The sequence below is a fragment of the Sporosarcina sp. P12(2017) genome (genome assembly GCF_002743035.1).
Lineage (GTDB): Bacteria > Bacillota > Bacilli > Bacillales_A > Planococcaceae > Sporosarcina > Sporosarcina ureae.
In genome coordinates this window covers 79,425-105,940 of record NZ_PDYL01000013.1, presented here as the reverse complement: position 1 = coordinate 105,940, position 26,516 = coordinate 79,425, and the positions used below count along the sequence as shown (strand labels likewise).

The 26,516-nt window shown below is 43.7% G+C and carries 29 protein-coding genes; 20 read left to right on the top strand and 9 right to left on the bottom strand.

Features of this window, described 5'->3' with window-relative positions; all coding sequences use genetic code 11:
• Window positions 1–161: 161 nt before the first annotated feature.
• From CSV80_RS11980 to mtnK, 4 genes are read right to left on the bottom strand one after another with little or no spacing between them, the layout of a single operon-like run.
• On the bottom strand, window positions 162–674 hold the full coding sequence (locus tag CSV80_RS11980) for a 1,2-dihydroxy-3-keto-5-methylthiopentene dioxygenase (RefSeq protein WP_099671055.1): 513 nt from the start codon (window positions 672–674) through the stop codon (window positions 162–164).
• 28 nt (window positions 675–702) lie between these two features.
• The gene (locus CSV80_RS11975) at window positions 703–1,356 is read right to left on the bottom strand and encodes a 2-hydroxy-3-keto-5-methylthiopentenyl-1-phosphate phosphatase (RefSeq protein WP_099671054.1); all 654 of its coding nucleotides are present in this window, start codon (window positions 1,354–1,356) and stop codon (window positions 703–705) included.
• A 15-nt stretch (window positions 1,357–1,371) separates the two neighbouring features.
• Window positions 1,372–2,565, bottom strand: coding sequence for a 2,3-diketo-5-methylthiopentyl-1-phosphate enolase (locus tag CSV80_RS11970; RefSeq protein WP_099671053.1), 1,194 nt, complete (start codon window positions 2,563–2,565; stop codon window positions 1,372–1,374).
• A gap of 20 nt (window positions 2,566–2,585) precedes the next feature.
• On the bottom strand, window positions 2,586–3,776 hold the full coding sequence (gene mtnK / locus CSV80_RS11965) for an S-methyl-5-thioribose kinase (protein WP_099671052.1): 1,191 nt from the start codon (window positions 3,774–3,776) through the stop codon (window positions 2,586–2,588).
• A gap of 254 nt (window positions 3,777–4,030) precedes the next feature.
• Between mtnK and CSV80_RS11960 the strand changes: the two genes are divergently transcribed.
• The 3 genes from CSV80_RS11960 (at window position 4,031) to CSV80_RS11950 (ending at window position 7,618) form a co-directional block, all read left to right on the top strand.
• Entirely contained in the window at window positions 4,031–5,710 is a 1,680-nt protein-coding gene (locus tag CSV80_RS11960; protein ID WP_099671051.1) for a glycerol-3-phosphate dehydrogenase/oxidase, read from the top strand.
• 157 nt (window positions 5,711–5,867) lie between these two features.
• Window positions 5,868–6,074: an alpha/beta-type small acid-soluble spore protein gene (locus CSV80_RS11955; RefSeq protein WP_099671050.1), complete on the top strand. Its 207-nt coding sequence runs from the start codon at window positions 5,868–5,870 to the stop codon at window positions 6,072–6,074.
• Window positions 6,075–6,733: 659 nt separating this feature from the next.
• Complete coding sequence (locus tag CSV80_RS11950; protein WP_099671049.1) at window positions 6,734–7,618, top strand: D-alanyl-D-alanine carboxypeptidase family protein; 885 nt, start codon at window positions 6,734–6,736, stop codon at window positions 7,616–7,618.
• Window positions 7,619–7,766: 148 nt separating this feature from the next.
• Here the strand turns inward: CSV80_RS11950 and bioA are convergent, their stop codons facing one another.
• Entirely contained in the window at window positions 7,767–9,095 is a 1,329-nt protein-coding gene (gene bioA / locus CSV80_RS11945) for an adenosylmethionine--8-amino-7-oxononanoate transaminase (protein WP_233201589.1), read from the bottom strand.
• Window positions 9,096–9,102: 7 nt separating this feature from the next.
• Window positions 9,103–9,840 carry a dethiobiotin synthase gene (gene bioD / locus CSV80_RS11940; protein ID WP_158231900.1) on the bottom strand — a complete coding sequence of 246 codons (738 nt, stop codon included), beginning with the start codon at window positions 9,838–9,840 and terminating at the stop codon, window positions 9,103–9,105.
• A 96-nt stretch (window positions 9,841–9,936) separates the two neighbouring features.
• Between bioD and CSV80_RS11935 the strand changes: the two genes are divergently transcribed.
• Window positions 9,937–10,503, top strand: a complete 567-nt coding sequence (locus tag CSV80_RS11935) for a biotin transporter BioY (RefSeq protein WP_099671046.1) — start codon at window positions 9,937–9,939, stop codon at window positions 10,501–10,503.
• Between the two features lie 55 nt (window positions 10,504–10,558).
• On the opposite strand, the gene fabG is transcribed toward CSV80_RS11935, so the two are convergent.
• Window positions 10,559–11,302 (bottom strand): 3-oxoacyl-ACP reductase FabG, encoded by a 744-nt coding sequence (gene fabG, locus CSV80_RS11930; RefSeq protein ID WP_099671045.1) that lies wholly within the window; start codon window positions 11,300–11,302, stop codon window positions 10,559–10,561.
• Window positions 11,303–11,518: 216 nt separating this feature from the next.
• Between fabG and CSV80_RS11925 the strand changes: the two genes are divergently transcribed.
• The 5 genes from CSV80_RS11925 to CSV80_RS11905 all read left to right on the top strand — a co-directional run bounded on the left by CSV80_RS11925 (window position 11,519) and on the right by CSV80_RS11905 (window position 15,281).
• Entirely contained in the window at window positions 11,519–11,950 is a 432-nt protein-coding gene (locus CSV80_RS11925) for a BrxA/BrxB family bacilliredoxin (RefSeq protein ID WP_029053851.1), read from the top strand.
• The gene (locus CSV80_RS11920; protein WP_233201588.1) at window positions 11,947–12,726 is read left to right on the top strand and encodes a class I SAM-dependent methyltransferase; all 780 of its coding nucleotides are present in this window, start codon (window positions 11,947–11,949) and stop codon (window positions 12,724–12,726) included. Before CSV80_RS11925 ends, CSV80_RS11920 begins: the two co-directional genes overlap by 4 nt.
• Window positions 12,727–13,140: 414 nt before the next feature.
• Complete coding sequence (locus CSV80_RS11915) at window positions 13,141–13,728, top strand: YpjP family protein (RefSeq protein WP_099671044.1); 588 nt, start codon at window positions 13,141–13,143, stop codon at window positions 13,726–13,728.
• Window positions 13,729–13,844: 116 nt separating this feature from the next.
• Complete coding sequence (locus CSV80_RS11910) at window positions 13,845–14,786, top strand: thymidylate synthase (RefSeq protein WP_099671043.1); 942 nt, start codon at window positions 13,845–13,847, stop codon at window positions 14,784–14,786.
• A gap of 12 nt (window positions 14,787–14,798) precedes the next feature.
• Window positions 14,799–15,281 (top strand): dihydrofolate reductase, encoded by a 483-nt coding sequence (locus CSV80_RS11905; RefSeq protein ID WP_099671042.1) that lies wholly within the window; start codon window positions 14,799–14,801, stop codon window positions 15,279–15,281.
• Between the two features lie 9 nt (window positions 15,282–15,290).
• Here CSV80_RS11905 and trhA read toward each other — a convergent pair whose 3' ends face one another.
• A complete protein-coding gene (gene trhA, locus CSV80_RS11900) occupies window positions 15,291–15,926 on the bottom strand; it encodes a PAQR family membrane homeostasis protein TrhA (RefSeq protein ID WP_029053846.1) in 636 nt (211 codons plus the stop codon).
• An 81-nt stretch (window positions 15,927–16,007) separates the two neighbouring features.
• On the opposite strand from trhA, the gene CSV80_RS11895 reads away from it, so the two are divergent.
• The 10 genes from CSV80_RS11895 (at window position 16,008) to CSV80_RS11850 (ending at window position 23,616) form a co-directional block, all read left to right on the top strand.
• Window positions 16,008–16,844: a DegV family protein gene (locus tag CSV80_RS11895; RefSeq protein WP_099671041.1), complete on the top strand. Its 837-nt coding sequence runs from the start codon at window positions 16,008–16,010 to the stop codon at window positions 16,842–16,844.
• A 25-nt stretch (window positions 16,845–16,869) separates the two neighbouring features.
• Window positions 16,870–17,673 carry an SGNH/GDSL hydrolase family protein gene (locus CSV80_RS11890; RefSeq protein ID WP_099671040.1) on the top strand — a complete coding sequence of 268 codons (804 nt, stop codon included), beginning with the start codon at window positions 16,870–16,872 and terminating at the stop codon, window positions 17,671–17,673.
• Window positions 17,674–17,681: 8 nt separating this feature from the next.
• Entirely contained in the window at window positions 17,682–18,254 is a 573-nt protein-coding gene (locus tag CSV80_RS11885) for a YpmS family protein (RefSeq protein WP_099671039.1), read from the top strand.
• A gap of 13 nt (window positions 18,255–18,267) precedes the next feature.
• Window positions 18,268–18,798, top strand: coding sequence for a peptide-methionine (S)-S-oxide reductase MsrA (gene msrA / locus CSV80_RS11880; RefSeq protein ID WP_099671038.1), 531 nt, complete (start codon window positions 18,268–18,270; stop codon window positions 18,796–18,798).
• Window positions 18,795–19,220 carry a peptide-methionine (R)-S-oxide reductase MsrB gene (gene msrB, locus CSV80_RS11875; protein WP_099671037.1) on the top strand — a complete coding sequence of 142 codons (426 nt, stop codon included), beginning with the start codon at window positions 18,795–18,797 and terminating at the stop codon, window positions 19,218–19,220. The genes msrA and msrB overlap by 4 nt, the downstream gene beginning before the upstream one ends.
• Window positions 19,221–19,235: 15 nt before the next feature.
• Window positions 19,236–19,460, top strand: coding sequence for a YozE family protein (locus CSV80_RS11870; RefSeq protein ID WP_029053840.1), 225 nt, complete (start codon window positions 19,236–19,238; stop codon window positions 19,458–19,460).
• 77 nt (window positions 19,461–19,537) lie between these two features.
• Complete coding sequence (gene deoD / locus CSV80_RS11865; RefSeq protein WP_029053839.1) at window positions 19,538–20,242, top strand: purine-nucleoside phosphorylase; 705 nt, start codon at window positions 19,538–19,540, stop codon at window positions 20,240–20,242.
• 75 nt (window positions 20,243–20,317) lie between these two features.
• Window positions 20,318–21,814: a lmo1851 family serine protease gene (locus CSV80_RS11860; protein WP_099671036.1), complete on the top strand. Its 1,497-nt coding sequence runs from the start codon at window positions 20,318–20,320 to the stop codon at window positions 21,812–21,814.
• Window positions 21,815–21,878: 64 nt separating this feature from the next.
• Window positions 21,879–22,778: a CobW family GTP-binding protein gene (locus CSV80_RS11855; RefSeq protein WP_099671035.1), complete on the top strand. Its 900-nt coding sequence runs from the start codon at window positions 21,879–21,881 to the stop codon at window positions 22,776–22,778.
• 178 nt (window positions 22,779–22,956) lie between these two features.
• Window positions 22,957–23,616: a CAP domain-containing protein gene (locus CSV80_RS11850; RefSeq protein WP_099671034.1), complete on the top strand. Its 660-nt coding sequence runs from the start codon at window positions 22,957–22,959 to the stop codon at window positions 23,614–23,616.
• 368 nt (window positions 23,617–23,984) lie between these two features.
• Here CSV80_RS11850 and CSV80_RS11845 read toward each other — a convergent pair whose 3' ends face one another.
• Window positions 23,985–25,340 carry an MATE family efflux transporter gene (locus CSV80_RS11845; protein WP_099671033.1) on the bottom strand — a complete coding sequence of 452 codons (1,356 nt, stop codon included), beginning with the start codon at window positions 25,338–25,340 and terminating at the stop codon, window positions 23,985–23,987.
• A gap of 85 nt (window positions 25,341–25,425) precedes the next feature.
• Here CSV80_RS11845 and CSV80_RS11840 point away from each other — a divergent pair, with 85 nt between their 5' ends.
• Window positions 25,426–26,499, top strand: a complete 1,074-nt coding sequence (locus tag CSV80_RS11840; RefSeq protein ID WP_099671032.1) for an undecaprenyldiphospho-muramoylpentapeptide beta-N-acetylglucosaminyltransferase — start codon at window positions 25,426–25,428, stop codon at window positions 26,497–26,499.
• The last annotated feature ends 17 nt before the right edge of the window (window positions 26,500–26,516 follow it).

Here is a 26,516-nt window from a genome sequence, read left to right as displayed (position 1 = left end):
CTTAATTTCTGCAAAGTACACAGAAATACGGCAAAGCGAACCCTTCGTTGTTCGCTTGGCTCAAGCCACGCCCCTCGGAAAGCGTGCCTTTCGGAGTGCAGGGAAACGGGGTGAGATAGTTATGTCCCAGCCTCTTTTCATTTTGAACAGTAATTTTCAAGTTAATACACTGCAACCCAGCCCTCAGGTGTAACGAAAATCCGAAGTGCAACTACTTGGCGATCTGCCGCCAAGGTGAAATAATGACGAATGTTTTCAGGTACAGATATTAAATCACCAGGATCTAGATGCACTTCAAAAAAGCGCTGATCTTTACCTTGGATAACGAACACACCATGTCCACTGACGATAAAACGAACTTCATCGTCTGTATGATGATGTTCCCGTTCAAAGTTTCTCAGCATTTCTTCAATGTTCGGTGTGTCTTTGGATAACGAGATAACATCTGCCGCTTTGTAACCGCGGCGTTCAGAAATTGCGTCAATATCTGATTTGAAAGTGTGAAGAATCTCTTCTTTCTCAGAATCTGTCAGATTGAACTTTTCACGGAGATGAGCAGGTAATTGATCAATCGGCCAGTGTTCATAAATAACTTCCTGTTGTGTTAGGAACTGAGTAACTTCTTGTTGTCCTTCAATCACTTCGTTCGTCCCTTGAATCGTAATCGTTGCCATATTAGTAGTCGCTCCTATCTATTTGAAATCAAAGTTGTTCTTTCACAATGTCGATGCAATCGGTAAATGTTTCAAAGCTCGTATAAGGAATGTCCAGTTTCTCGCAAGTTTCCGCTAAGAAGTCTATTGCGATGACTACATCAGCTAATTTCGCTGCTTCAAAATCTGTTACCGAATCTCCGATGACTATGCGTGTCTGTTGCTGGTCTGAGAGCTTGCGCATGATGGACGGTTTACAGCAACCACAATCTTGCTTTGTGCAGTCCGCGTCACAAGCATGCGGATAATGGATCGCAATTCGTTCTTCGTCAAATGTCGCTTTGTTGCAATAGATATGGTCGAAAGGTCCAAAAAGCTCAAGCACAGGATGAACGAAAAAATCGATCCCGCCACTGACAACGTAGAGTGGAATATTTTGCTCCCTCGTAAACTGAACAAAATCGCTGAATCCTTCTCTGATTTCTGCATCTCGCATTACGAAAGAGACGATGTCCTCTTGTAACGTACTCGGAATTAACGAAAACAGCTGACGCACACCATCTTGGATCGAAATATTTTGTTGTAAAATATCATCTGTAATCTCTTTCCAGCCAGGCAATGCGAATTCTTTCATGATGCTAATGATATTATCTTTTTTCGTAATGGTTCCATCAAAATCACAAAAAATAACTACTTTACTCATTGTTTACCCTCCACTTTACGTAACGTCGATAGTGCCCCAATGATCTAATGCGTGCCGCAAAGGGCTGGATGTTTTTGCAGCTTCTTGTAATGGAATATGTTTAACACTTGCATCGATTGCTGCGCGGAAAGCTTGTGCGCCAGGTGTTGGGCCATCAGGGTGTCCAAAAATTCCCCCACCTGCATTGATTACCAAGTTGTCACCGAAGTCTTCAAGCAACTGCGGTACCATTCCTGGATGAATACCAGCAGACGGCACGGCAAATGTTCGTTCAAGGCCATTGTCTTGTATTAACTCCTCATTAATCCCTAGCGCGTCTTCGCGTGAGATCGCGACATTTCCGTAAGGACTCGGGAATAGCGAGAGGTCCCCACCAACGAGACGCGTCAACTTCCCAACGAGTAAAGGATAGGAAAATCCACTGCCAGCTTGACCCGCAAGCACACCAGACAATGCGGAGTGAGCAAGGATAGGTAAGCCGATGTTATCGTTTTCTCGTAGTGATTGTAGCGTATCTAGACCATAGGCATGCACATTGAATAGTAACGCGCTCGCACCTAGTTCAGTTGCGCGCTCTGCCTTTTCATGCAAATCATGAGATCTACCTGATAGATTGACAGCATATAAAGCATGTGCACCTGTTTTCTCATAATGATGATCGATTATGTCTTTAGCTATAGTTACACGTTTATGAAAAGGAGTTAATTCATTTTCGAAAAGAATTTCATCGTCCTTGATCAAATCGATACCACCCGCTAATAATTCTTGGAGTTGAGTGGAGAAAAAGGATAAGTCCCGTCCCATAACACCTTTGAAAATCGCTTTTAATAGTGGGCGATCATAGACACCGAGCTTTTCTCGAATACCGTTGACACCAAAACGTGGGCCAGGGAATTGCGCAAGTAATGAATTATCAAACTGCAAATCAATCAGTTCATAGCCTTCGAAAAAGGATAATTTACCGTACACGGTAGTAAAAATTGCCGGTAGATCCGCAGAAAAGTTAGCTGACGGATAAAAAATCGTCACCGTGTCTTTCTGTTCGCCTTTAACTACTGATACTACTTCGCCTTTATGATGTTTCAATTGTTGCTGCTCAATATGGGGGATATCGGTCCATGAACCAATCGTCAACCCAAGCGCGTGTTGTTCTGCAATTTTTTCCTGATCAGGATGAGTAGGGAATAAATAGGTCGCTGTAACGCCCATCGAATTGCCTCCTTTAGTATTTATCTAGATGCTTGAAACCAATGACTCAATTGTTCTAACGAATGGATATGTTTACGTTCCATAATCATATATTTTCCAAGTTCTAAGACTTTCTTTCTAGCGGCCATGCGCAAGTCTTCATCTTCTTCGGTATTCATATCTGGAATTTGTGCGATACTGATTGCTCGTCGTACTAATTCACATCCTGCATAGCCGATGAGGTCAGTAAATATCTCTTCCATAATAATGGTGTAAAATCCATCGACTTTCGTATAGCGCTCATTTGTATTGTGCTGCCAAAGGTTTGAAAATGTTTCCACAAATGCATACCATGTTTCTTTCGCTTGTTCAAAACGCTTTTCCTTAAACTCTGGGAAGGCAATGCCATTCAAAAACAGATTCGCAATGAATTGTCCAAGGTCGAAACCAAATGGGCCGAAAAGTGCAAACTCCGTATCGAAAATGACCGTTCGATTTTCTCCTGTGAAAATTGCACCGCTATGCAAATCGCCATGAATGAGGCCGTCCGATTTTGTCATGAATTTATGTTTAAGTTGAGCTACTTCAAGTAATAAGCGCTGATCCTGACTGAGGAATTTCACCTCGTTGCGCATACCTTCCTCACACTCATTGGTCTCGTGGTCGCTATAAGGCCAATCAAATACCAGTTGCTCAGTCAACTGCCGCATCTCTGGGTTCGCTAATCGTGCTTGTAGCTCCTTTTTATTAGAAGAAGGCATGTAGAAATCGGATGTTTTAAAAAGTATTTCAGCTGACATTTTGCCAATATCAGCCGCGAAATGTGCGGACTCACTTCCATTGATTAATGCAGTACGACCAACTTCAAGCGGAAGCATGTCTTCCATCACGACGACCGCCATCACTACGTCCAGATGTAAGACGGAAGGAACACTTTTCGGAATGATTTTTTCGTAGAGCTCCATCACTTCCGCTTCAACGCGTACACGGTCAATTGGCAGAGGCATCGACTCACCGACAACGCGTGCGTAAGGAACTGCTTGTTTAAAAATGATGGACCTGAATTCATTATATAATCTATAAACGTGATTGATCTTGCCATCACTCACTTCGATTACTTTTATATCTTCAGGTTCAGGAAAAAGATCTAGGCTTCTAACATACTGTTTAATATCCTCGATTTCTAAAAAACGATATGTAGTATATTTCTGTTCATTGACAACTACGTCCATCCATACAACCTCCTATAGTATAAAAAAGACCAATCCACTAAGGGGATAGGTCTGTTACAAACAAATGTCTATCTCATGCTGTGGTAAAAGTCTACGCGCCGATTTTTCTAGTTGTACTATATGTGACAATAATTCCTACTAAATATGTAGAAATTATCACACGAATTAAATAGTTTGTCAATTAACTTTAAAAATATTCCGATTAGTTGTAGTATTATGCTATTGAACGAGTAAAGATGGGAGCTTGACTACATATGATTAATCAACAACCTTGTTATAAACGAGAAGACATACTAGAAAATATACGAACAGAAGAATTCGATGTACTTATAATTGGAGGCGGTGTGACCGGAGCAGGTATAGCACTCGACGCAGCGAGCAGGGGGCTGAATACGGTGTTAGTAGAAATGCAGGACTTTGCAGCGGGGACTTCTAGTCGCTCTACGAAAATGATTCATGGTGGATTGCGTTATTTAAAAAAACTCGAATTTAAAATCGTTTCACAAACTGGACAGGAACGTGCGGTAGTTTATGAAAACGGACCACATGTGACGACGCCTACATGGCTGCTGTTGCCCATTTATAAAGGAGGAACTTTTGGGAAATTTAGCAGTTCGATCGGTTTACGTGTCTATGATATGTTAGCCAAAGTAAAGAGGTCAGAACGTAAAAATATGCTTTCAAAAAAACAGACATTACAGGCTGAACCCAAATTGAATCCAAAAGGTCTCCTTGGTGCAGGGAAATTCGTAGAGTATCGTTCAGACGATGCGCGCCTAACTATTGAAGTGATAAAAGAAGCTGTCCAGCACGGAGCATCGGTATTAAATTATACAAAAGTGACAGACTTCGTGTATCAAGACGGAAAAGTGGCGGGAGTCGAAGCGGTCGATCAGCTAACGGGAAAATCCCGAGTGATCTGCGCGAAGAAAGTAATCAATGCAGCAGGCCCATGGGTCAATGAAGTCCGCCACAAAGATGCTATGCCTGATCATAAGAAGCTTCATTTGACTAAAGGTGTTCACTTAGTCTTTGATCAATGTGTATTTCCTTTAAAACAAACTATTTATTTTGATACACCAGACGGTCGCATGGTGTTGGCAATTCCGCGGGATGGCAAAACATACATAGGAACGACGGATACAGATTATCAAGGAAGTTTGACAGAGCCGGAGATCACACAGGCAGACAAAGAGTACTTGCTGAAGGCCATTCGTTTTGTGTTTCCGAAACTTGAGATTACCGAAGAGCAAATTGAATCGGGTTGGGCGGGCCTTAGACCTCTCATACAAGAAGAAGGAAAGAGCGCTTCAGAGATATCCCGAAAAGATGAAATTTGGATCTCGGATTCTGGTTTATTAACGATTGCTGGCGGTAAGTTGACCGGGTATCGCAAAATGGCAGAAACGATTGTCGATCAAATCGCAGCAGATCTTCAGATTCAATATGACAAGAAAGTGCCGTCTAGCCGTACAAAAAAGCTCCCTATTTCAGGTGGCCATGTAGGTGGTTCGAAAGCGTTTGAGACTTTCGTTCTGAGAAAGGTGAAAGAAGGGATGAGCCTAGGATTAACGGAGAAAACAGCTTATGCGCTCGTGACACATTACGGTTCGAACATACATGATTTGTTCGGCGTAATTCAAAACGGGAAGGCTGACGCGCAGAGAGCCCATTTACCGATCGAAATTTACGCGCAAGTGTGGTATTCCATTTCAAAAGAATTCGTTTGCACACCAGTAGACTTTTTCTGGAGACGTACCGGCGCATTGCTCTTTGACATCGACTGGGTCGATCAATGGAAAGAGCCTGTCATCGATTTCCTAGCTGTTCAACTTGGCTGGTCAAGTGACGTGAAGAAACAAATGACCGAAGAGTTAGAGCGGAGTAAACAATTGTGCATGGGAACACTAATAGAAGGGAAGATCCGTTCATAAGCCTACAACCTCTGCCAAAGTACTTGCGGTAGAGGTTGTTTATTTTCCTTGTACAAGTGCTCTTTATTTGAAGTAAATAAAAAATAATGGTTTCTAAAAGTTTTTAGTATGTTTTTTAAAAAATTGCTCATTCTATTGTCAGAAGGAGGTGGACAACATGACAAACAACAACAACAACTCAAACCAACTTTTAGTTCCAGGCGTACAACAAGCGATCAACCAGATGAAGGAAGAGATCGCTAATGAATTCGGTGTAAACCTTGGACCAGACTCCACATCGCGTGCCAACGGATCCGTCGGCGGAGAAATTACAAAGCGATTAGTGCGTCAGGCTCAATCTCAAATGAACGGTTATACGAAGTAATCGGTTCTAATCAGCCAGATTAGCATGTGAAAAATCAATGTCACTATACGCTTTGATTTCTCAAAAATAAAAGACGATGATTCATTCGAATGTGAATGGATTGTCGTCTTTTTCGGTATTGAAAATAGAGGATATCTCGAGGAATTGGCGCTTGGTATATATATGGTAAGTAATGATATGAAAAAGTTCCGATTGATCAAGCAAGGGAACTACACGTATATGCAACACTATACTTTTTATCTTCGTATAATTACACAGACGCGCTGAAGTGCCAAATTATATAAGTAAGACAACGTAAAACCTCCTTACTAGCGTAGGGAGGTTTTGTTGTGCTGCATGTTATTTCAGTAAATACCAATATGTTTCAAATCCATCTTAAAAATATTCCAGCTTGTTTTCACAAACGTACCTCTTTTCCAGTAACACTTATTATTAGCTATTATGCCCGTAACACTGGAATTCAACTGATTTCTTATTAAAATAGGTTTTCCTTTAAAATCAACAATTCATCAATTTTATGCTACTCGAGTATAGTCAGATTTAAAGTGCCATACAGTAGATTAACGAATGTTTAGGTAATCTTTATACAATCTTCAGAAACATCCGCTACCATTCTTCACACTTCTACCTCATAATGAATACTATAGGCGGGTGTATACATGAAGAAATTACTATTAGTGTTACTCATCTGTTTGGGCATCTATGCAGTGGTGACCCAATGGAATGATGTGCAAGTGATAGATGAGAATTGGAGTGCTTCATCAAAGGCCATGATTCTCTTAAATGCACATACAGGTGAGGTGTTATATGAGAGAAACAGCAAAGAATCATTACCGATTGCTAGCATGACAAAATTAATGACACAATATATCGTTTTGAATACGATCAAAAACGGAACGATTTCCTGGGAAACTACGTACCAGCCAAGTCCCACCGTGCTGGATATGGCACAGTTCGCTAGTGCTGCGAAGCTTGGCATGAAAGCGAATGAAAGCTACACAGTACGTGAACTATTTACGGCGATGACGGTCATATCAGCAAATGACGCAGCGCTTGCGTTAGCTGAAATTGTGGCAGGGACAGAAGAGGATTTCGTTGCGATCATGAATGAACAAGCACGTGCGTTTAAGTTAAAGAAAACCGTTTTCTATAATCCACATGGTTTAGATGGCAATTATCTTGGCAGGGGGGGCAATAAAAACAATTTGGCAACCGCTCGTGATCTGGCAGTTATCGCTGACCGACTCATCGCAACGCATCCTGAAGTATTGGAATTCACCAGTATGACGCACTTTATGTCCGACGAAGGAATGAAGATGTGGAATACGAATTTATTGTTGCCGGGTATGCGTATGCAAATGGCTGGCATGGATGGGTTAAAGACTGGATATACCGATGCGGCAGGTTCGTGTTTTACGGGTAGTGGGGTTTTCAATGGAGAACGGGTGATTTCCGTATTAATAGGAGTAGAAGAAGTAGACGGTAATGAATCGGAACCACGTTTTAATGTAACTAGGGAAATGGTGGAGCGTTTTGTGAAGTGATGGTTACCTTCTATCTGTTCGTATAAGCAAATAGTATTATTACTTCCGATTTAATAAAAGAAATATTACAGAAATAGGTAATTCAAGAAAAACTGCGCCAGAAACCATCATGGTTTTTAGCGCAGTCTTTTTATAAAATCTGTAGTGATTACTGAAAACTACCTATAGCTACCGATTCTTCTGTTGCTGCCTTAATTCCTTCTATCACTAGATCAACCATTTCCGCTAACTGTTCATTTGAAGTAGCTAGAGGCGGCATCAGGACAATAACATCCCCGAGCGGCCTTGTCAGCAAACCGAGCTTTCTCATTTCGAGTGTAGCCCGGTAAGCTACACGGCTTTCTAATGGGAAAGACTCTTTTGTGTGCTTGTCTTTTACGATTTCAATACCACACATCAAGCCACATTGTCTGACGTCTCCCACATGCGGAAGTTGCTTGACGTCCACTAGTAATTCTTTAAGAAACGTAGACTTTTCCTCTGCCTGCTTTACGAGTTGCTCTTTCTCGAAAATTTCCAAGTTAGCTAGTGCTACTGCACATCCAAGCTGGTTCCCCGTATAGGAGTGTCCATGGAAGAATGTTTTCATTTCCTCATATTCTCCGTAAAACGCATTGTAGATTTCTTCGGTCGCGAATGTAGCGGCGACTGGTAAATAGCCCCCTGTAAGTCCTTTTGCTACAGTCATCAGATCGGGGTGAATTCCTTCATGCTCAACAGCAAACATTTTCCCAGTACGTCCGAAACCGGTAGCTACTTCATCGACTATGAGTAAAACGTTAAATTCGTTGCACAACTTTTCAACGCCCTTTAAATAACCTGCTGGCATCGTATTCATCCCGCCCGCTCCTTGAATCATCGGCTCAAGCACCATTCCGGCAATTTCTTCATGGCGTTCTTCAAATAGCAAGCGCAGTTCCTGCAGACTTTCATCTCGCACGATATTCTCATCACCTGAAGGGTGGCGGTAAACGGATGGGAATGGAATGACGAGCGCATCAAATAATAGGGAAGTATAGACTTTGTGATACAGTTCAATAGAACCAACACTCATCGTACCGACCGTATCACCATGATATCCGTTGCTAACTGTCACAAAGCGTGTTTTTTTCTCAAGACCTTTATTCTGCCAATACTGATACGCCATCTTTACGGCTATTTCAACAGACGTCGCGCCACTGTCCGAGTAAAATACACGGGTCAATCTTTCGGGCACTAATTTCACTAATTTCTCCGCCAGCAAAATCGAAGGGATATTTGCAGCACCGAGTAACGTCGAATGAGCAATGGACTGCAGTTGCGTTTGGACCGCTTCATCTAATTCCTTTTTTCGGTGGCCATGTACATTTAGCCACAAAGAGGAATAGCCGTCCAAATACGTTTTGCCATGTATATCCGTAACTGTCACGCCTTCTCCGCTTGCAATGATGAGCGGGTCTTTCTCGTAATCCGACATTTGTGTAAATGGTAGCCACATATATTGCTTACTTTTCTTGAGTAACTGATTTGCTTCCACTCTGTAACGCCTCCTCTAAAATTGTATAATTCCATTCTTCGTAGCATTTCTTTCTCTTTTCCGAATCCATCAACGTTACCTGAATGTCTTTCTGATAGGGAATGATCCCAATCACTGGGACACCGCTCAACTTATAGATCATTTCCACATTATCATTAATGACATTGGGGTGGTCTTGCGCCATATCATTGAATAAAAGCCCTGCAATTCGAATCCCTCTAGCTTTCATTGCTTCGATTGAAAGGAGTGTATGGTTAATTGTCCCAACTCCCGCTCGTGCCACTAATACCACAGGTGCCATCAATTCTTCCATCCAGTCAATCATGCAATATCCTTCTGAGGTAAGCGGAACATATAATCCTCCCGCTCCCTCTACTACGATGCCGTCATGACTTTCGCTACGTTTCCTTATGGATTGAGTCAATCTATTGCTATCGATTTGTCTGTCTTCCAATCTAGCAGCCAAATGAGGCGAGCAAGGCGTGGTGAATAAATAGTCGGGGGAAAGTTGTTCTTTGCCCGATGCCAGCTCATACGTCATAATATCTGGCGCCGCAAAGTGGTCATTGCGTAAAACCGCTCCTGTTTGGATAGGTTTAAACGGGACGAAATGCCGACCGTTATCAGATAAAAAGTCACTAAGTAACACAGTGGCTACGGTTTTTCCGGCATCAGTATCTGTTCCAGTAATGAATAATATCGACACATTATAATCTCCTTTTCGAAATATATGTTAACTAAATACTGAATTATGTTAACATATAATTTGGAAGACAACAATAGAAAGTAGGAGGATCAGAAAATGAAAGCAAAAGAAATTGTACTTTGCGCATTATTTGCAGCATTGATGGGGGTGGGGGCGAACATAGCACCACTATTGACGATCGGTGGTGTGCCAGTCACGCTTCAGTTACTATTTGCCATATTGGCAGGGGGATTACTAGGTAGCCGATTAGGTGCCATGTCTATGTTCGCTTATTTATTTATTGGATTAGCAGGTGCTCCGATTTTCGCACAATTTAAAGGAGGACTTGGTAGTTTCATCAGCCCGACGTTTGGTTACATTATTTCCTTTATCTTCGTAGCCTATATCGTAGGGAAGTTCTTCGAGCGTAAACAATCGTGGTTTAGTTATGCGGGTGCAGGTTTTCTCGCAATAGCAGTGAACTACATAATCGGTACGAATTATATGTACTTTGCGTATGTGTACTGGGTAGAAGCACCTGCTGACTTCAGTTATGTACTTGCTTGGTCTTGGATGGTTGCTTATTTACCATTGGATATTGGAGTTACGATTCTGTCTATTATATTAATTCCTAGACTGCAAAAAGCTATTAAATTTCAGCCTCTAAGCAAGCGTTTGACGTAAAAAATATACCTGTGTGAGGACAATCAAGAAGTTCTCACGCAGGTATATTTTAAAATTACACCATCAAAAATCCGCCACTGACACTAATGCACTCGCCATTTACAAAACTCGAATCATCTGAAGCTAAAAACGCAACAACCGAAGCTACTTCAGCAGGATCACCCATGCGACCAGCAGGCGTTAACATCGTCGCCATTTTCTTCACATCTTCTGGCAAATCCTTCGTCATATCGGTATTGATCTGACCTGGCGCTACCGCATTGACCGTTATCTGCTTACCGCCGTTTTCTTTAGCTAGCGTTCGAGTCAAACCAAGTACACCCGCTTTCGACGCGCTATAATTTCCTTGTCCCAAATTTCCCCAGCTGGAAGAGGAAGAGACATTGACGATTTTTCCATACTGTTGCTTGCGCATATGGGGAATGACTGCTTGGCACGTATAGAACATACTGTTGAGATTGACGTCCAGTACAGAATGCCACTGCTCCGGCGTCATTTTGTGGAAAAACGAATCCCTCGTTATACCTGCATTATTAATTAATATATCGACCTTGCCAAACTTCTCGTAAATAGTAGAAAATGTTTTCGTCACTTCGTCTGGATCGGCTACGTCGCACTTCATGGCGAACACCTTTTCACCTGAAGAGTCTAATGCAGAAGCCGTTTGTTGCAACTTGTCAAAATTAACGTCCAACATGATGACCGAAGCCCCATCCTGAAGTACACGTTCCGCGATTTTCTCTCCAATTCCTTGTGCCGCACCTGTTACGACCGCAATCTTATCTACTAATTTGCCCATATTTCACACTCCTCATCGTTTGTATAGAATAGTAAGATAACTTTACCATAAATGAATAATGATTCATATAGCGGATTAATTCGCTGGAAGAATATCATCAAATACAATATTCTATCATTCGCCAACTCAATCACGTGAAATAATTCCTTCTATCCTTTACTATTGAAATCAGTACGACATAAAACACTTAACCCCATGAAAGGCGGAGATATTCAAATGAACGCTTATGATGAGTACATGCGCGGAATCGTTACACCGATGCGCGAAGAACTAACAACTGCAGGATTTACAGAACTAACAACGGCTGAAGAAGTCGACGATACACTAAAAGACTTGGAAGGTTCAGCTATTATTGTGATCAACTCTGTCTGTGGCTGTGCGGCAGGTTTAGCACGTCCAGCTGTACGCGAGGCAATAGAGGAAGTGAAACCGGATCACCTATTTACGGTGTTTGCAGGACAAGATAAAGAAGCAACGGAAACGTTCCGTTCGTACTTCCCAGAAATTCCACCAAGTTCACCATCCATTGCGATCTGGAATGAAGGGAAAGTTGTATACTTTATTCCACGTGAACAAATCGAGAACTTCCAGAAAGATCAAATTAAAGATCACCTGGTTGACGTCTTAACTAAAGTTGTCGCTCAGTGAACGTGATCATTACGACAGCAGGACGCTTTGATGAACATTCCACTGCACTGATGCATCAAGCAGCGGACGCGTTACAGGCACCTGTCGTCGAGCGAAAAAAGCGGTCTATCCCTACACTACAAGACATCTATCGAGGAGATGTCTTAGTGGCGGGGAAGGACCGCTATTCGTTTTACAAAAAAGGTAGTAACGAGTCGTTCTTCTTTCATCCGAACTCTGCTACCTATCGTTTGAAACGTATCCTAAAAGGTGAAACAGATCCACTCGTGGTGGCAGCCGATCTTAAACTGGGAGACTCTTTCCTCGACTGCACACTCGGCCTCGGCTCCGATGCGATCATTGCGGCGAGCACTGTGGGAGAAAAAGGAACAGTGGAAGGGATCGAAGCAGATCAAATCGTCGCGTTTCTAACTAAAGTCGGATTGCATAACTTCCCAATCGACTTTCCACTACTGCAAGAAGCGATGAGACGAGTCCAAGTCATTCATGCGGAAGCCGTAGATTTCTTGAAAACATGCGAAACGAACTCACGTGACGTTGTATTCCTCGATCCGATGTTCACGACTCCAATCGAAGAGTCATCCAATTTTGAAGCTTTGCGGGAAATTGGTGTGACCGATACTGTCACGGAAGAATGGGTAGCAGAAGCTTTGCGTGTATGCCGACGCCGTGTTGTACTAAAAGACCACTTCCAGTCACCGATGTTTGAACGCTTCGGCTTTATTCAGCAAATTCGCCCGTATACAAAAGTGCATTATGGTGTGATGGAGAAATGAGATGGGCTTTAGCGCGGTCTCATTTCTTTACGTAACGACTAACATAGAAAAAAGACTGTATAGCTTTTAATTAAGCCATACAGTCTTTTTTGTGTTTTACATAACGCCGGCCTGTCGAGGCTATACGGCGTTCTTCGCTTTTGAATTAGTGCGTGAAATTAAGGGAGCTCAAGTACAAAGTCAATACAAGCATACCAATACCTAATAGTAAGTTAACATCCATTGTTGCGACCTCCTTTATATGTAGCGCGTTGATTGAAATCCGCTTAACTTGCAATCAGAGAACATTTTGTGAAAATTGATGATTGAAGTTTGACTTTATTGTACAATGAAATAGTAAAAGATGAAACCTTTTGTGACGCTTTTCGTATGAGTTATGTAGATGTATGACGGAATGTTGAAGGAGTGATGGAAATGAAGCAATGGTTACAGCGGCTGATGATCGCATCTGTCGCCGTGTTGACACTGGGCATCATTACACCCAATCATGAAATTTGGACAAACTTTCAAGACAAGCATGAACCGAATGAATCCGGAACCCACGCAGAAGGCATGGAGTATTCCCTTGAACTGCAAGACAATCGAAATGACTTACTGACGCTTGACAGCTACACTAGAGAACAGCAATTGGTCGCACACGCACGTCTGTTAACATATGAAAAGTTTGGACAGCGTATTGGCCCCGTAATCCAGAATGAATTTGATAACGAGATTTTTCCACGAATCGAAGCAGTGATCCAAACGACCGTACATAATGCAGCAGATCGCCGTCTCGCAATCACTGAGCAGCCTTCAGGCGATTATGCGGAAAAGATTTTCCACGTCTATGACAAGACAGCGAATCAAGATCTGATCAAATTCCACGTCCGGACGGAAAAGCGACCTGTTGACGGTTACTTCTATAACTTCCATTACCACACAGCGGATGATGGATTTGTCGCGCATCACTCAGTTGGAGATATTTACTGGTCGAAGAACACACCACCGAAATGGCTTTCGTAATCAGCCGTTTCGTGGTGTGCTTTTTTGTTTGATTTATAACAGGTGTGAATATTTTTTTTTAGGCGATGATTAGTATATACTTAGTGAGATATATTCACGTAAAGGGAGCTTGAAGCATGAAGCAATATTTAGATCTATGTCAACATATTCTGGAAACAGGAACAAAAAAGGGAGATCGTACGGGTACGGGGACATACAGTGTCTTTGGGTATCAGATGCGTTTTGACTTGGCGCAAGGATTTCCTTTAGTAACGACAAAAAAGACGGCGTTTCGTTTGATTGTCTCGGAATTACTATGGTTTATTAAAGGTGATACGAATATTCGTACGTTGATTCAAGAACGTAATGGAATTTGGGATGAATGGGCATTTGAGCGGTATGTAAACAGTGCGGCGTATACAGGACCGGATATGACGGATTTTGGTCGCCGTGTACTAAAAGATGAAGAATTCGCGACGATTTACAAAGCGGAACTCGCTTCATTTAAAGAGAAAATCTTGGCTGATGAAGAATTTGCGAAACAACACGGGGATCTAGGTCCTGTCTATGGCAAGCAATGGAGAGCGTGGGATAGCGCGAACGGTGTCATCGATCAGCTCGCACAAGTGATCGACAGCATCAAACATAATCCTGACTCTCGCCGCCACATCGTCACAGCGTGGAACCCGGCTGAAGTCGATGAAATGGCGCTGCCACCATGCCACTTACTGTTTCAGTTCTATGTAGCGGACGGTAAGTTATCATGCCAGCTCTACCAACGCAGCGCGGACGTCTTCCTAGGCGTACCGTTCAATATCGCGTCGTACGCATTACTTATTCATTTAATTGCGCATGAATGTGGTTTAGAAGTAGGCGAATTCGTCCATACATTAGGGGACGCACACTTGTATCAGAACCATATCGATCAAGTACATGAGCAATTAGCGAGAGAGCCGAAAGAATTACCTATACTGAAAGTTAATTATGATGGTCGATCGATCTTTGATTTGACGGCAGAGGATATTTCGATTGAAGGCTACGATCCGCATCCGAGAATTAAAGCACCGATCGCAGTATAAGGAGGACATACAATGATTTCATTATTAGTGGCACATGACCTAGGCCGAGTGATCGGCAAGGACAATGAGATGCCATGGTATATTCCGGAAGAATTACAATATTTTAAAAAGAAGACGATGGGCAAGGCGATGATCATGGGGCGTAAAACGTTTGAATCGATTGGTCGCCCGTTAAAAGGTAGATTGAATATTGTCCTCACGCGCAATCAAGACTACGAAGCGGACGGCGTAACCGTCGTTCATGATATGGACAGTGCTGTGAAACTCGCCAAAGACTATGCGGATGAAGTGATGGTCATCGGTGGCGCGGAGATTTTCAAGATGTCGATGGCAGATGAGGCAGACAGATTGTATGTGACCGTCATTGAGAAAAATTATCCAGGTGATACATTCTTCCCTGAATACGAAGAAGACTACGCGTTAACAAGCAAGTCCGAGCCACATTATGCGAAAGACGGCACTGCTTACACGTACCAAATTTGGGATAAAAAATAACGTTCCTCTCTATACATAGAGAAGAACGCTAAAGTACATCGATGCGCTACCTGCCATGACGAACAAGTGCCAGATCGCGTGATTATACGGTACACGGCGTGACATGAAGAAGTACGCGCCTGCTGTATAGAACAACCCACCGATCACGAGCAACCATACGCCTTGAGTAGGCAGTGCATTGTATAATGGTTTAATTGCGAGCACTATGAGCCAGCCCATAATGAGGTAGAGGGCGAGCGATAGTTTGGCGAATCGATGAATATAAAAGATCTTGAACAAGATGCCGAACAAGGTCAATCCCCAAATGATGCCGAATAACGTCCAGCCGAGTGCCCCTTGTAAGGTAACCAATAAAAATGGCGTATACGTTCCGGCAATCAGTACATAAATGGCGGAATGGTCGAGAATAGCGAAAAAAGATTTCAATTTGACCGGCATACTATGTAGTAATGTACTTGCGAGGAATAGTAACAACATGGACACCCCAAAGATCGTGAAGCTCGTTATGGCGATTCCGGTGCCTTGTTTCACACCTTTTAAGATCAGCAAGACCAGTGCAGGTATGCTGAGTAAGAATCCGATGGCATGCGTGATCGCATTCCAACGTTCTTCCTGCAGATTCTTATAATCGAATGATTCTTCCATTCTGATAGCACCTCCTGCAACACACTATACCAAATACAGCGAAAAAAATCGCAAACGCCACACGCGAAGGAGATAGAAATCATGAAAAAAATTCATATCGTCACGGATTCGACTGCAGATTTAACGGATGAACAGATTGCTCAATACACTATTCATGTCGTACCGTTAACGCTAACCATCAATGAAAAATCTTATGTTGACGGCGTAGAAATCCAACCAGCAGAATTTCTCGACTTGATGCGCAGTGCCAAAGAATTACCGAAAAGTTCACAGCCGGCAGTCGGCGTATTCCAGAACCTCTATGATGAACTGGGTGCGGATGGGTCGCAAATTATTTCAATTCATATGACAGGCGGCATGAGCGGTACAGTGAAATCTGCGGAAACAGCAGCTCATGCGTCAAGCGCTGACGTTACGGTTATCGACTCGATGTATATTTCACACGCACTGTCTTTCCAAGTGCTTGAAGCATGCCGTCTGGTCGAAGAAGGCAAAACGGTAGCAGAGATTGTGGAGACACTTGATCATGTACGTAAAAGTTCTTCCTTATTCGTCGTACTGGATGTTCTTGATAACATGGTAAAAGGTGGACGTATCGGCAAAGGGAAAGCGATGTTAGGTTCTCTGATGAATATCAAGCCTATTGCGTCACTGAAGGACGGAGTGTATACACCGGTCGCGAAGGTACGTAGCCATAAACAAGTAGTCTCGTATTTGTTTGATGAGTTTAAGAAGGAAACAGCAGGGAAAGTAATTCGTAGTGTCGGGATCGCGCATGCAAATGGCCTCGCGATGGCGGAGCCGCTTAAATGCAAGATAGAAGAGATGGGCATTCAAGTGATGCTGACATTTACGACACCGATCGTTAGTACCCACACTGGAGAAGGCGCGATCGGATTCATGTATTACACCGAGTGATATTAACTACAAAGGATATGACATTATGAGAAGAATGCTAGTGCTAGGTCTCGTCTTTTCATTGTTCTTAGCAGGGTGCCAAGCCCCATTCAGCAAAAAAGAGACGACGCTTGCGGAACGTGAAACCGTCGCGTTCGATCCGTTCGTTGTGCCGGAAACATTTATCCCGAAACGTGTAAACGTCTTAGGGCTAGGTGATTCATTGACACAAGGTGTCGGTGACGAACGTAAAGAAGGCGGATATTTCGGCCGTTTGACGTCGGACATGGAACAATGGAAAGGCATTATGGAAGTGGACGCCGTGAACTTAGCGAAACGCGGACGGCGCAGCGACCAGTTTTTAAAACAATTGCAAGATGAAGAAGTACAAGAAGCGGTCATTCAGGCAGATTATATCGTCTTTACGATCGGTGGCAATGATATCATGAAAGTCGTCAAAGGGAATTTCATGCAGATGAAAATGTCTGATTTCTACAAAGCTCTCGGTAAATTCGAAACGAGAATCGAAGAGTTGTTCGAGATTATACGTCTGTATAACCCGGATGCACCGATCATCGTGGCGGGTCTCTATAATCCGTTCTCCGTCGTGACGGACGAGGTACAAGAGTTCGAAGACATTATCGCGGACTGGAACCGCTCGATAGAAGAACAAGTGGAACAAGACGGCATGGCTTGCTTTGTTCCTGTGAAAGATTTATTTAATTCGAATGAAAACTTGGTTTATCACACAGACTTCTTCCATCCGAACAGTAAAGGGTATGATTTGATGGAAAAGCGTTTCGTAAGAGAAATAAAAGGCTGTTCAGCGGTTGACCTGGAAGTGGAGTGAAGTACAATATGAATATTTGGAAAGTAGCGTTTTTCAGCCTCGCGGGAATAGTGGCAGCGGCGCTTGTAGGATTGATAATTCTCATCAGTGGCGCCACTGCTTCTCCACCTCTGCCGGAAGATATAGCGGTAAAAGAGGAAGGCTACACGTTGGCATTAAATACAACCAAAGAGAATTTTCAAGGAATGGCGAATACGTATATCCGAAAGGCCGTGAAAGGCACGTTACCAGTGGAACTGGAAATGCGTGACGACGTATTGTTGACATCCGAACTCACGGTGTTCTCGCATACATTACCGCTCGCGATGCATTTTGACCCAGTCGTACGAAAAGACGGAAACTTAATTCTCAAACAATCGTCCATGGAATTAGGGCAGTTGAATATTCCACCTTCTACGGTACTGAAATTACTGAAGAGTTCTGTAGAGCTTCCAAAGTGGATGGTCGTCCGACCGAAAGAAGAGGAAATTTTCATCGATCTAAAGGACTTGCCAATCTCGGGGGACGTTCAAGTAAAGGCAAAAGAAGTGAATTTAGCAAAAGATGAGATTATATTGGAAGTATTGATACCGAATAACTAAGGGGGCACTACCTATGTCAACACAACTCGCAACTTTCGCAGGCGGATGCTTCTGGTGTATGGTCAAGCCGTTCGACCAATACGATGGTGTACATTCTGTCACGAGTGGCTATACTGGCGGACATACCGTCAATCCAACGTATAAAGAAGTTTGTACCAATACAACGGGTCATCGGGAAGCCGTCGAGATCGAATTCGACGATAGCGTCATCAGTTACGAAGAATTATTGAGTATTTTCTGGCAAGTGATTGATCCTACTGATGCAGGCGGCCAGTTCCATGACCGTGGCGAATCGTATAAGTCCGCAATCTACACTCACTCGGACGAGCAACAGCAAGCAGCAGAGCGATCGAAGCAAGCTTTACAAGAGAGCGGCAAGTTTAACGCGCCGATTGTAACAGATATTTTCCCGGCAAAAGAATTCTATCCAGCGGAAGAATATCACCAGCAGTATTATGAAAAGAACCCAGACCACTACGCACGTTACACTGTTGGATCAGGACGCGCAGGATTTATCGAAAAAAATTGGGGGAATCATTCATGAAAAAAGACTTACGTACTGAATTAACCGAGATGCAGTATCATGTGACGCAAGAAAGCGGCACGGAACCACCATTTCGTAATGAATATGATGCGCATTTCGAAGACGGAATCTATGTAGACATTGTGTCGGGCAAACCGTTATTTAGCTCGAATGATAAATACGACGCGGGTTGCGGATGGCCAAGCTTCACGAAGCCAATTGAAGCAGTGGAAGTAACCGAGCACTTCGATACCACTCACGGCATGCGCCGCACGGAAGTACGCAGTAAGACAGCGGATTCTCACTTAGGACATGTCTTCCCCGACGGACCAACAGACCAAGGCGGATTGCGTTATTGCATCAACTCCGCGGCATTGCGCTTCGTTCCGGTGAGTGACCTAGAAAAAGAAGGTTATGAAGCATACAAAGGGTTATTTGAGTGAAGGAAGGTGACGACGATGGATCGATCCTTTTACCATTTCGCGCTACGTTATCGTGGCGGTGGAAAAGATGATGAAAAGGCGTTGTTTGCAGATAGGATGTTTCTTGATGCCGGTTTCCCGAAGGATGAAGAGGATTTCGATTCATTGTCGCGTTACGTCGAGGACATGGCGGACGATCATTTACGTTCTACTACCTTTGACGAATTATACGCAATCTATCAAGAGCTTTGCAGTAGGTAAATGGCGAGGGTTTCATTGCATCTCGCCATTATTCACTGTATGATAATAACAAATTAGTGAAATGAGGCTGAAAAAAGATGAGTATACATATTGATGCAAAACCAGGTGATATCGCAGAAACGGTTCTACTTCCAGGAGATCCATTGCGTGCGAAGTATATCGCAGAAACATTTTTAGAAGACGTTGTACAGTATAACGAGGTACGTAACATGTTTGGCTATACGGGAACATACAAAGGCAAACGTATTTCCGTACAAGGTACTGGAATGGGCGTGCCGTCTATTTCTATCTACGTAACCGAGTTAATGCAGGAGTTTGGCGTTCAGAAATTGATCCGCGTTGGAACATGTGGCGCGATTCAAAAAGACGTAAAAGTACGTGACGTCATCCTAGCGCAAGGTGCGACAACCAACTCTTCATTAAACGACGTAACATTCGGACCGATTCGCTTTGCACCGATTGCGAACTTTGATTTATTGACGAAAGCGTATCATGCAGGGAAAGAAAAAGGCTTGCATTTACAAGTAGGTAACGTCTATACAGAAGACTTCTTCTATAATGAAGACGCACAGCACGAGAAACTAGCGCGTCACGGCGTATTGGCAGTGGAAATGGAAGCGGCAGCACTTTATACACTAGCAGCTCGCTTTGGCCGTCAAGCACTCGCTGTCCTTACTGTAAGTGACCACATCCTTACAGGAGAAATTACTACTCCTGAAGAGCGTCAAACGACATTCAACGAAATGATCGAAGTCGCGTTAGATGCAGCAATTGCTGACTAATTGAATAGATAGAAACTTGTAATAGACCGCTCTTGGCAGCGGTCTTTTGCAGGGATATGGAAAGTAGGGAAGACAATGAACGAAAACGATTCGCATGAGAACGGGAAACCACAACCGGAAGGGCCAAAACCTACTCGCTTTATTCGGATTAAACCGTTTTCTCTGATCATGCTCATTTTTTTCCTTGTGCTGGCGACAGCCACCGTTACCTTCGTTGCACTGACAGTCGGAGACGATAAAGTAGTAGAGGTTGTCAAACCGAATCAAGTAGGTACGGAACGAAAAGAGTTCAAGAAACTGTATGAAGCATACGATCAACTAAAAGAAAGTTATTTTGACGAAGTAGACGATCAAGTCGTCATCGACGGCGCGATCAATGGAATGGTCGATTCATTAGGCGATCCATACTCCGATTATTTAAATGAAAAAGAAGCTAAGCAATTAAATGAAAGTATATCTTCAAGTTTTGAAGGAATCGGTGCAGAAATTCAAGAGTCAAACGGCTATATTAGTATCGTGTCACCGATCAAAAACTCACCTGCTGAAAAAGCGGGTTTACTACCGAACGATACCGTACTATCGGTAGACGGCGAAAGTATACAAGGTTTGTCTTCATCGGAAGCGGTATTGCTCATCCGTGGAGAAAAAGGGTCAACGGTGACATTATCTGTACGACGCGGTGAAAAATCTGATCCATTTGACGTAAAGATCGTTCGAGACGTCATTCCGATCAATACGGTCTACGCAGAAATGCTCGACGATAACATCGCACATATCAATATCACATCGTTCTCTGAACATACGTACGAGGAATTACTCGAAGCGCTGAATGAAATGACCGATAAAGGCATGGAAGGCGTACTCATTGACGTCCGTCAAAATCCAGGTGGCATCTTAAGCGGGGCAATCGATATTTCCGATTTGTTCGTCCCAGACGGCAAGATTCTGTTCCAAACAGAAGAAAAAGGCAAGACACCGGAAGCGTATCCTTCGTCTGACGGACAGAAAGTAACGGTTCCAGTCGCGTTGATCGTAGATGAAGGCAGTGCGTCTGCGTCTGAGATCTTAGCGGGTGCGTTAAAAGAGTCTGCGGGTATTCCGATTGTCGGTGTCAAGACGTTCGGTAAAGGAACGGTTCAAACACCAACCCAATTGCCAGACGGCTCCAACTTGAAATTGACGACAGCGAAATGGTTAACTCCAGACGGTAACTGGATCCATAAAAAAGGGATCGAGCCTGACGTGAAAGTACCATATCCTCCATACGCATCACTGCCGTTCCTTGATTCATCTGAAGAGATGGACGAAGGTGTCGTCTCTCCGGCTGTACAAGCTGCAGAAGAGATGTTAGAAGCGGTAGGGTATGATCCAGGAGAAGTAGATGGTCTCTACGACACGGCTACAGCACAAGCCGTTAAAACGTTGCAAAAAGATCTATCACAAGAGCAAACAGGCATCTTGACTGGCGATACCACAGTCGGCTTAATGCAGAAATTACGGGATAAGATGAAAGAAGATGACCCGCAATTGCTGAAAGCGAAAGAAGTCGTATTAAAAGAAATTAACTCATAATCAAAGAAACACGCGTCCAGCAATCGTTGGGCGCGTGTTCTCTATGGAAAAGGATGATACACACATGATTGATGTATATTTACTCAGCGGCTTTCTCGGAAGCGGCAAGACGTCATTACTCGTAAATCTAGTCGACCAAGTAAAAGAATCCGGTAGACAGCCAGCTGTATTGATGAATGAATTCGGAGAACTGAACATCGACAGTCAAATCGTCGAGGATGCAGGAGAAGTTCCGTTAAAAGAGTTACTAAACGGCTGTATATGCTGTACGGGTGCGGAATCTACGGAAGCACAATTACAAGGCTTACTAGCAGATTACCCGGAGATTGACGTGCTGTTCATTGAAACGACTGGTGCAGCTCACCCAGTAGAAGCGTTAGACGCCGTATACTCGCCGTTATTCGCAGAGAAACTGGACGTCAAGGGAATTGTTACCGTAGTGGATGCCAAGCGCTGGATCGACCGTGACAAGCTCTCACCACGTATACAAGCATTATTCCTCGAACAAGTCCGCCACGCACACTTTATGGTGCTCAATAAAACGGATTTGCTGACAGATAATCAATTAGCTTTCGTGACGATGCAAGTGACCCAATTTAATAGTTACGCACCGCTCGTCCAGACAGTGAACGCGAAAGTCGATTTCAGCTATGTCGAAAAGATGGTCAATGTGGCGGCACCAAAACAGCCGGTCGCAACAGGTAGTGGTTTGCCACTCGCTTCAAAAGTGTTGTCGTTCGACGCGCCGATCAACCAAGAACATTTTGAAGACTGGGTGCGCACATTACCGGACAGCGTCTACCGGATGAAAGGCTATATCCAACTAGAAGGTTCTCGGTACTCGCATTTATTCCAATATGCATATGGCATGGTCAACTGGATACCGGAATATATGCAAATTCCGTCTAAATTGGTGATCATCGGGGAGCAACTGACCGACATAGAGTATTCCTCAAAAAACTAGTTGTCAATAGCTTTCTATTGTTAATAGTCTTCTCTATTGGATAAGGTTGCTAATTATATCGTTCTTAAACTCTCATTTCATAGCTTTGTAGAGTTTGTTGGACAAATTGGTTAGAATGACCAATATCTCTCCTTTACTTTGACGTTATGCTAAGTCTCGTAGAAAAGGAGGGACCAAGATGAAAAAACCGTTATCACTCATCTTATTAAGCTCAGCTATTTTATTGCCTACTCATGCAGCAGAGGCAAGCACAACAAATCAGGTGCAAACTCACACGTATACGTGGAATGTATCGAACAAGCAGGACTATTCATGTTACTGGGGCAACTATCAGAAGCCACAGCAACCTAGTAAACCGGTAGCGAAACCGACACCGACACCATCTGTACAACAACCAACTCAACCAAACAAACCAGTGGAGAAACCACAAACAGAAAAGCCAGCACAGCAGACAGCGAATGTGTCCGCTACAGAGCAAGCCGTACTCGATTTGACGAATGCGGAACGTGCGAAAGCAGGCCTCAAGCCGTTACAGATCGATGCAGCCTTACAGAAGTCTGCAAAGCAGAAGTCAGCGGATATGGCAGCGAACAACTATTTCTCTCATACAAGCCCGACATACGGTTCACCGTTTGATCAAATGAAGCAGAATGGCGTTACATACCGTTCGGCAGCCGAGAACATTGCGATGGGTCAACGCAGTGCACAGGATGTCGTGACAGCTTGGATGAATTCAGCTGGACACCGACAAAATATCCTAACACCTGGGTTTACGCATATCGGTATCGGGTATGATGCGAATGGACATTATTGGACGCAGCAGTTTATACAGAAGTAAGAATGTGAAGGTCAATGGATTTATGTCCATTGACCTTTTTTAAATTGGGAGAGTTTGAGACTTCATTCGCGTGATAGACTGGCGTCGTTCGTTGTGTACGTTTGAGTGATGGGTCATGACTGATAGAGACGCTGGGGGTAATGAGCGGATACGAGCTGTTATAGAGCGCTTAACGTAAAGTAATGAGCAGTTGCAGGCGCTGATAGAGCGGTTGGCGGTGACGATAGAGCGGATACACATGAACTATGAGCGATTAAGACGAATTAATGAGCGAAACCCGCGCCGCTCTCACTAGTTATTCACTATTGAAATTCTCAACTACAAAAAAGGCCGATGGAATAAATTCTCCATCGACCCATACATACCTATTATTCAACTTCACGGTACTTATTCTGTATATACCGTAACCTAAACGAAAGGATCACCGCACCCACCGATAGACCAACAATGAGACCAACCCAGTAACCGTATGCGCCTAGCTCAGTATAGCGGGCAAGAACGAATCCCGTTGGCAACCCAATGAGCCAGAATGACACAACGCCGACTAAGAACGTCATCGTCACGTCCTTATAGCCGCGCAACGCACCTTGGATCGGCGCTTGCACAGCATCCGATAGCTGAAATAGTGCAGCATAGATGAAGAAATGTACGGCCAGTGTAATAATCGCTATGTCCGTCGTATACATAGAAGCAATCGACTCACGGAACGTCAGTAAAATGAATATGGATAAGAAACTGAAAATAACTGCGAACGCTATGCCGAGATACGTATACTCCCGCGCGTCCTTCGTTTTATTCGCACCAATGGACTGACCGACTAGTATTGTCGTTCCCATCGATACACTTAACGGCACCATATAGAGGAGAGACGTAAAATTAAGCGCAATCTGGTGAGCCGAGATGACTTGTGCGGTATAACTACTCATCAATAACGTTACGACGGAGAAAATACTCGTCTCAACGAAAATAGATAGACCGATCGGCACGCCGATGAGTAAAATTTCTTTCCATTTGCGGAAGGAGATTCTTTGCCAACCATTAAATAGCGTATACTCCTTAAAGTGGCGGGACGACCAAGCAATCAGGACCGCTATGAAGAATACGAGCCAGTATGTGAATCCAGACGCATACCCTGCACCGGCACCCCCTAGTTCTGGAAAACCGAAGTTACCGAAAATTAATAGATAGTTCAATGCAATATTGATTGGCGCGGACAACAGAATGATAAACATCGAGACACGGGTTGCACCGAGTGCGTCAAAGAATGAACGCAGTACGGTATAGGCCATGAGTGGAACCAATCCGATACTCATGCCAGTCAAGTAGGCGGACGCTACTTCTATAACTGGCGCATCGAGTGGCATTCTTGTAATGGCGGGTAACACAACCCAATGTATCAGCACGAAAATGATTGCTGAAAGAGCGAGAGATACGTATAATGCTTGCTGGACAGTAGGACGGACATCGTTTTTATTCTTCGCACCGATTTGCTGTGCGATAATAGGAGTCAGGCCCATCAGAATTCCGGAAAGACCGGTATAGACCGGTATCCAGAAGGAACTGCCGATGGTTACGCCTGCTAAGTGGAACGTGTCATAGCGTCCCGTCATGAGAATATCGAAGAACGACATCAGATATAGCGCGACTTGCGTAATGACAATGGGAATCATGATTTTAATGAAAATGGATGTTTTTTGTTGCAAAGGTTTCGTTGCAGTAGTCATAGTTTTGATTTCCTCTACTAATGTTTTCGTTTTGACTATTGTAGCATGAAATATAGTAGGCAACGCAAAGGGAAGGATGGAAAGAATGAAGCAACCGGTAGTTATATTAACAGGTGGCGGTACAGCAGGACACGTATCCGTCAATCAAGCGTTAATTCCCGTATTTTTGGGTAAAGGATATAGCGTGCATTATATTGGTTCCCACGAAGGAATTGAAAAGGAACTGATCGCGGAAGGTCATCCAGAAGTGGTATATCATGCGATTCAAAGTGGAAAGTTACGGCGTTATTTCTCAATGAAGAATTTTACGGATCCGTTTCGTGTCGGTGCTGGGACATTACAGGCGCTCGCTATTCTTCGTAAAGTTAAGCCGGAAATAATTTTTTCTAAAGGCGGATTCGTTTCAGTGCCTGTTGTGATGGCGGCTAAGCTTGCGAACGTGCCAGTCGTCGTGCACGAGTCGGACGTCACGCCTGGTCTTGCGAATAAATTGGCATTGCCGTTCTCTTCGCAAATTTTCACGGTCTTCGAACAGACGTTGCAGTATGTGCCGGCAGCGAAATCTATGTGTACAGGTCCAATCATTCGTCCGGAGCTGTTTATGGGTGATCGAGAAGAAGGATTGCGCAGAACGGGTTTGAATTCCGAAAAGCCGGTATTTATTATTATGGGAGGTAGTCAAGGCTCTGCCGTGTTGAATGAAGCGGTGCGCAATGAACTGCCCGACTTACTTAAGAAGTATCAGATCATTCATTTATGTGGTAAAGGGAATGTGGTCGAAGGTCTGTCAGTGGCGGGGTACGTGCAGTACGAATATGTCACTGGTGAATTGCCCGACCTGCTCGCAACTGCTGATTATGCGGTTTCGCGTGCGGGGTCGAATGCGATTTTCGAATTGCTTGCGATCCATAAGCCGATGTTGCTCGTTCCGCTTGCAGCGTCAAAGAGTCGGGGCGATCAAATATTGAACGCGAAATACTTCGCTTCCAAAGGGCTGGCATTACAAATAGAAGAAGAACAATTCGAAGTGCAGTCTGTTACAGAACAATTTGATAGACTCATGAAGGAGAAAACTCGATTGCTGTCGAATATTGAAAAGACGACAGAACCGAAGACACCTGAGAAAATGGCAGAATTGATTTTGTCGTTCCAAAAATGAGAATGTACGCGGAGTAC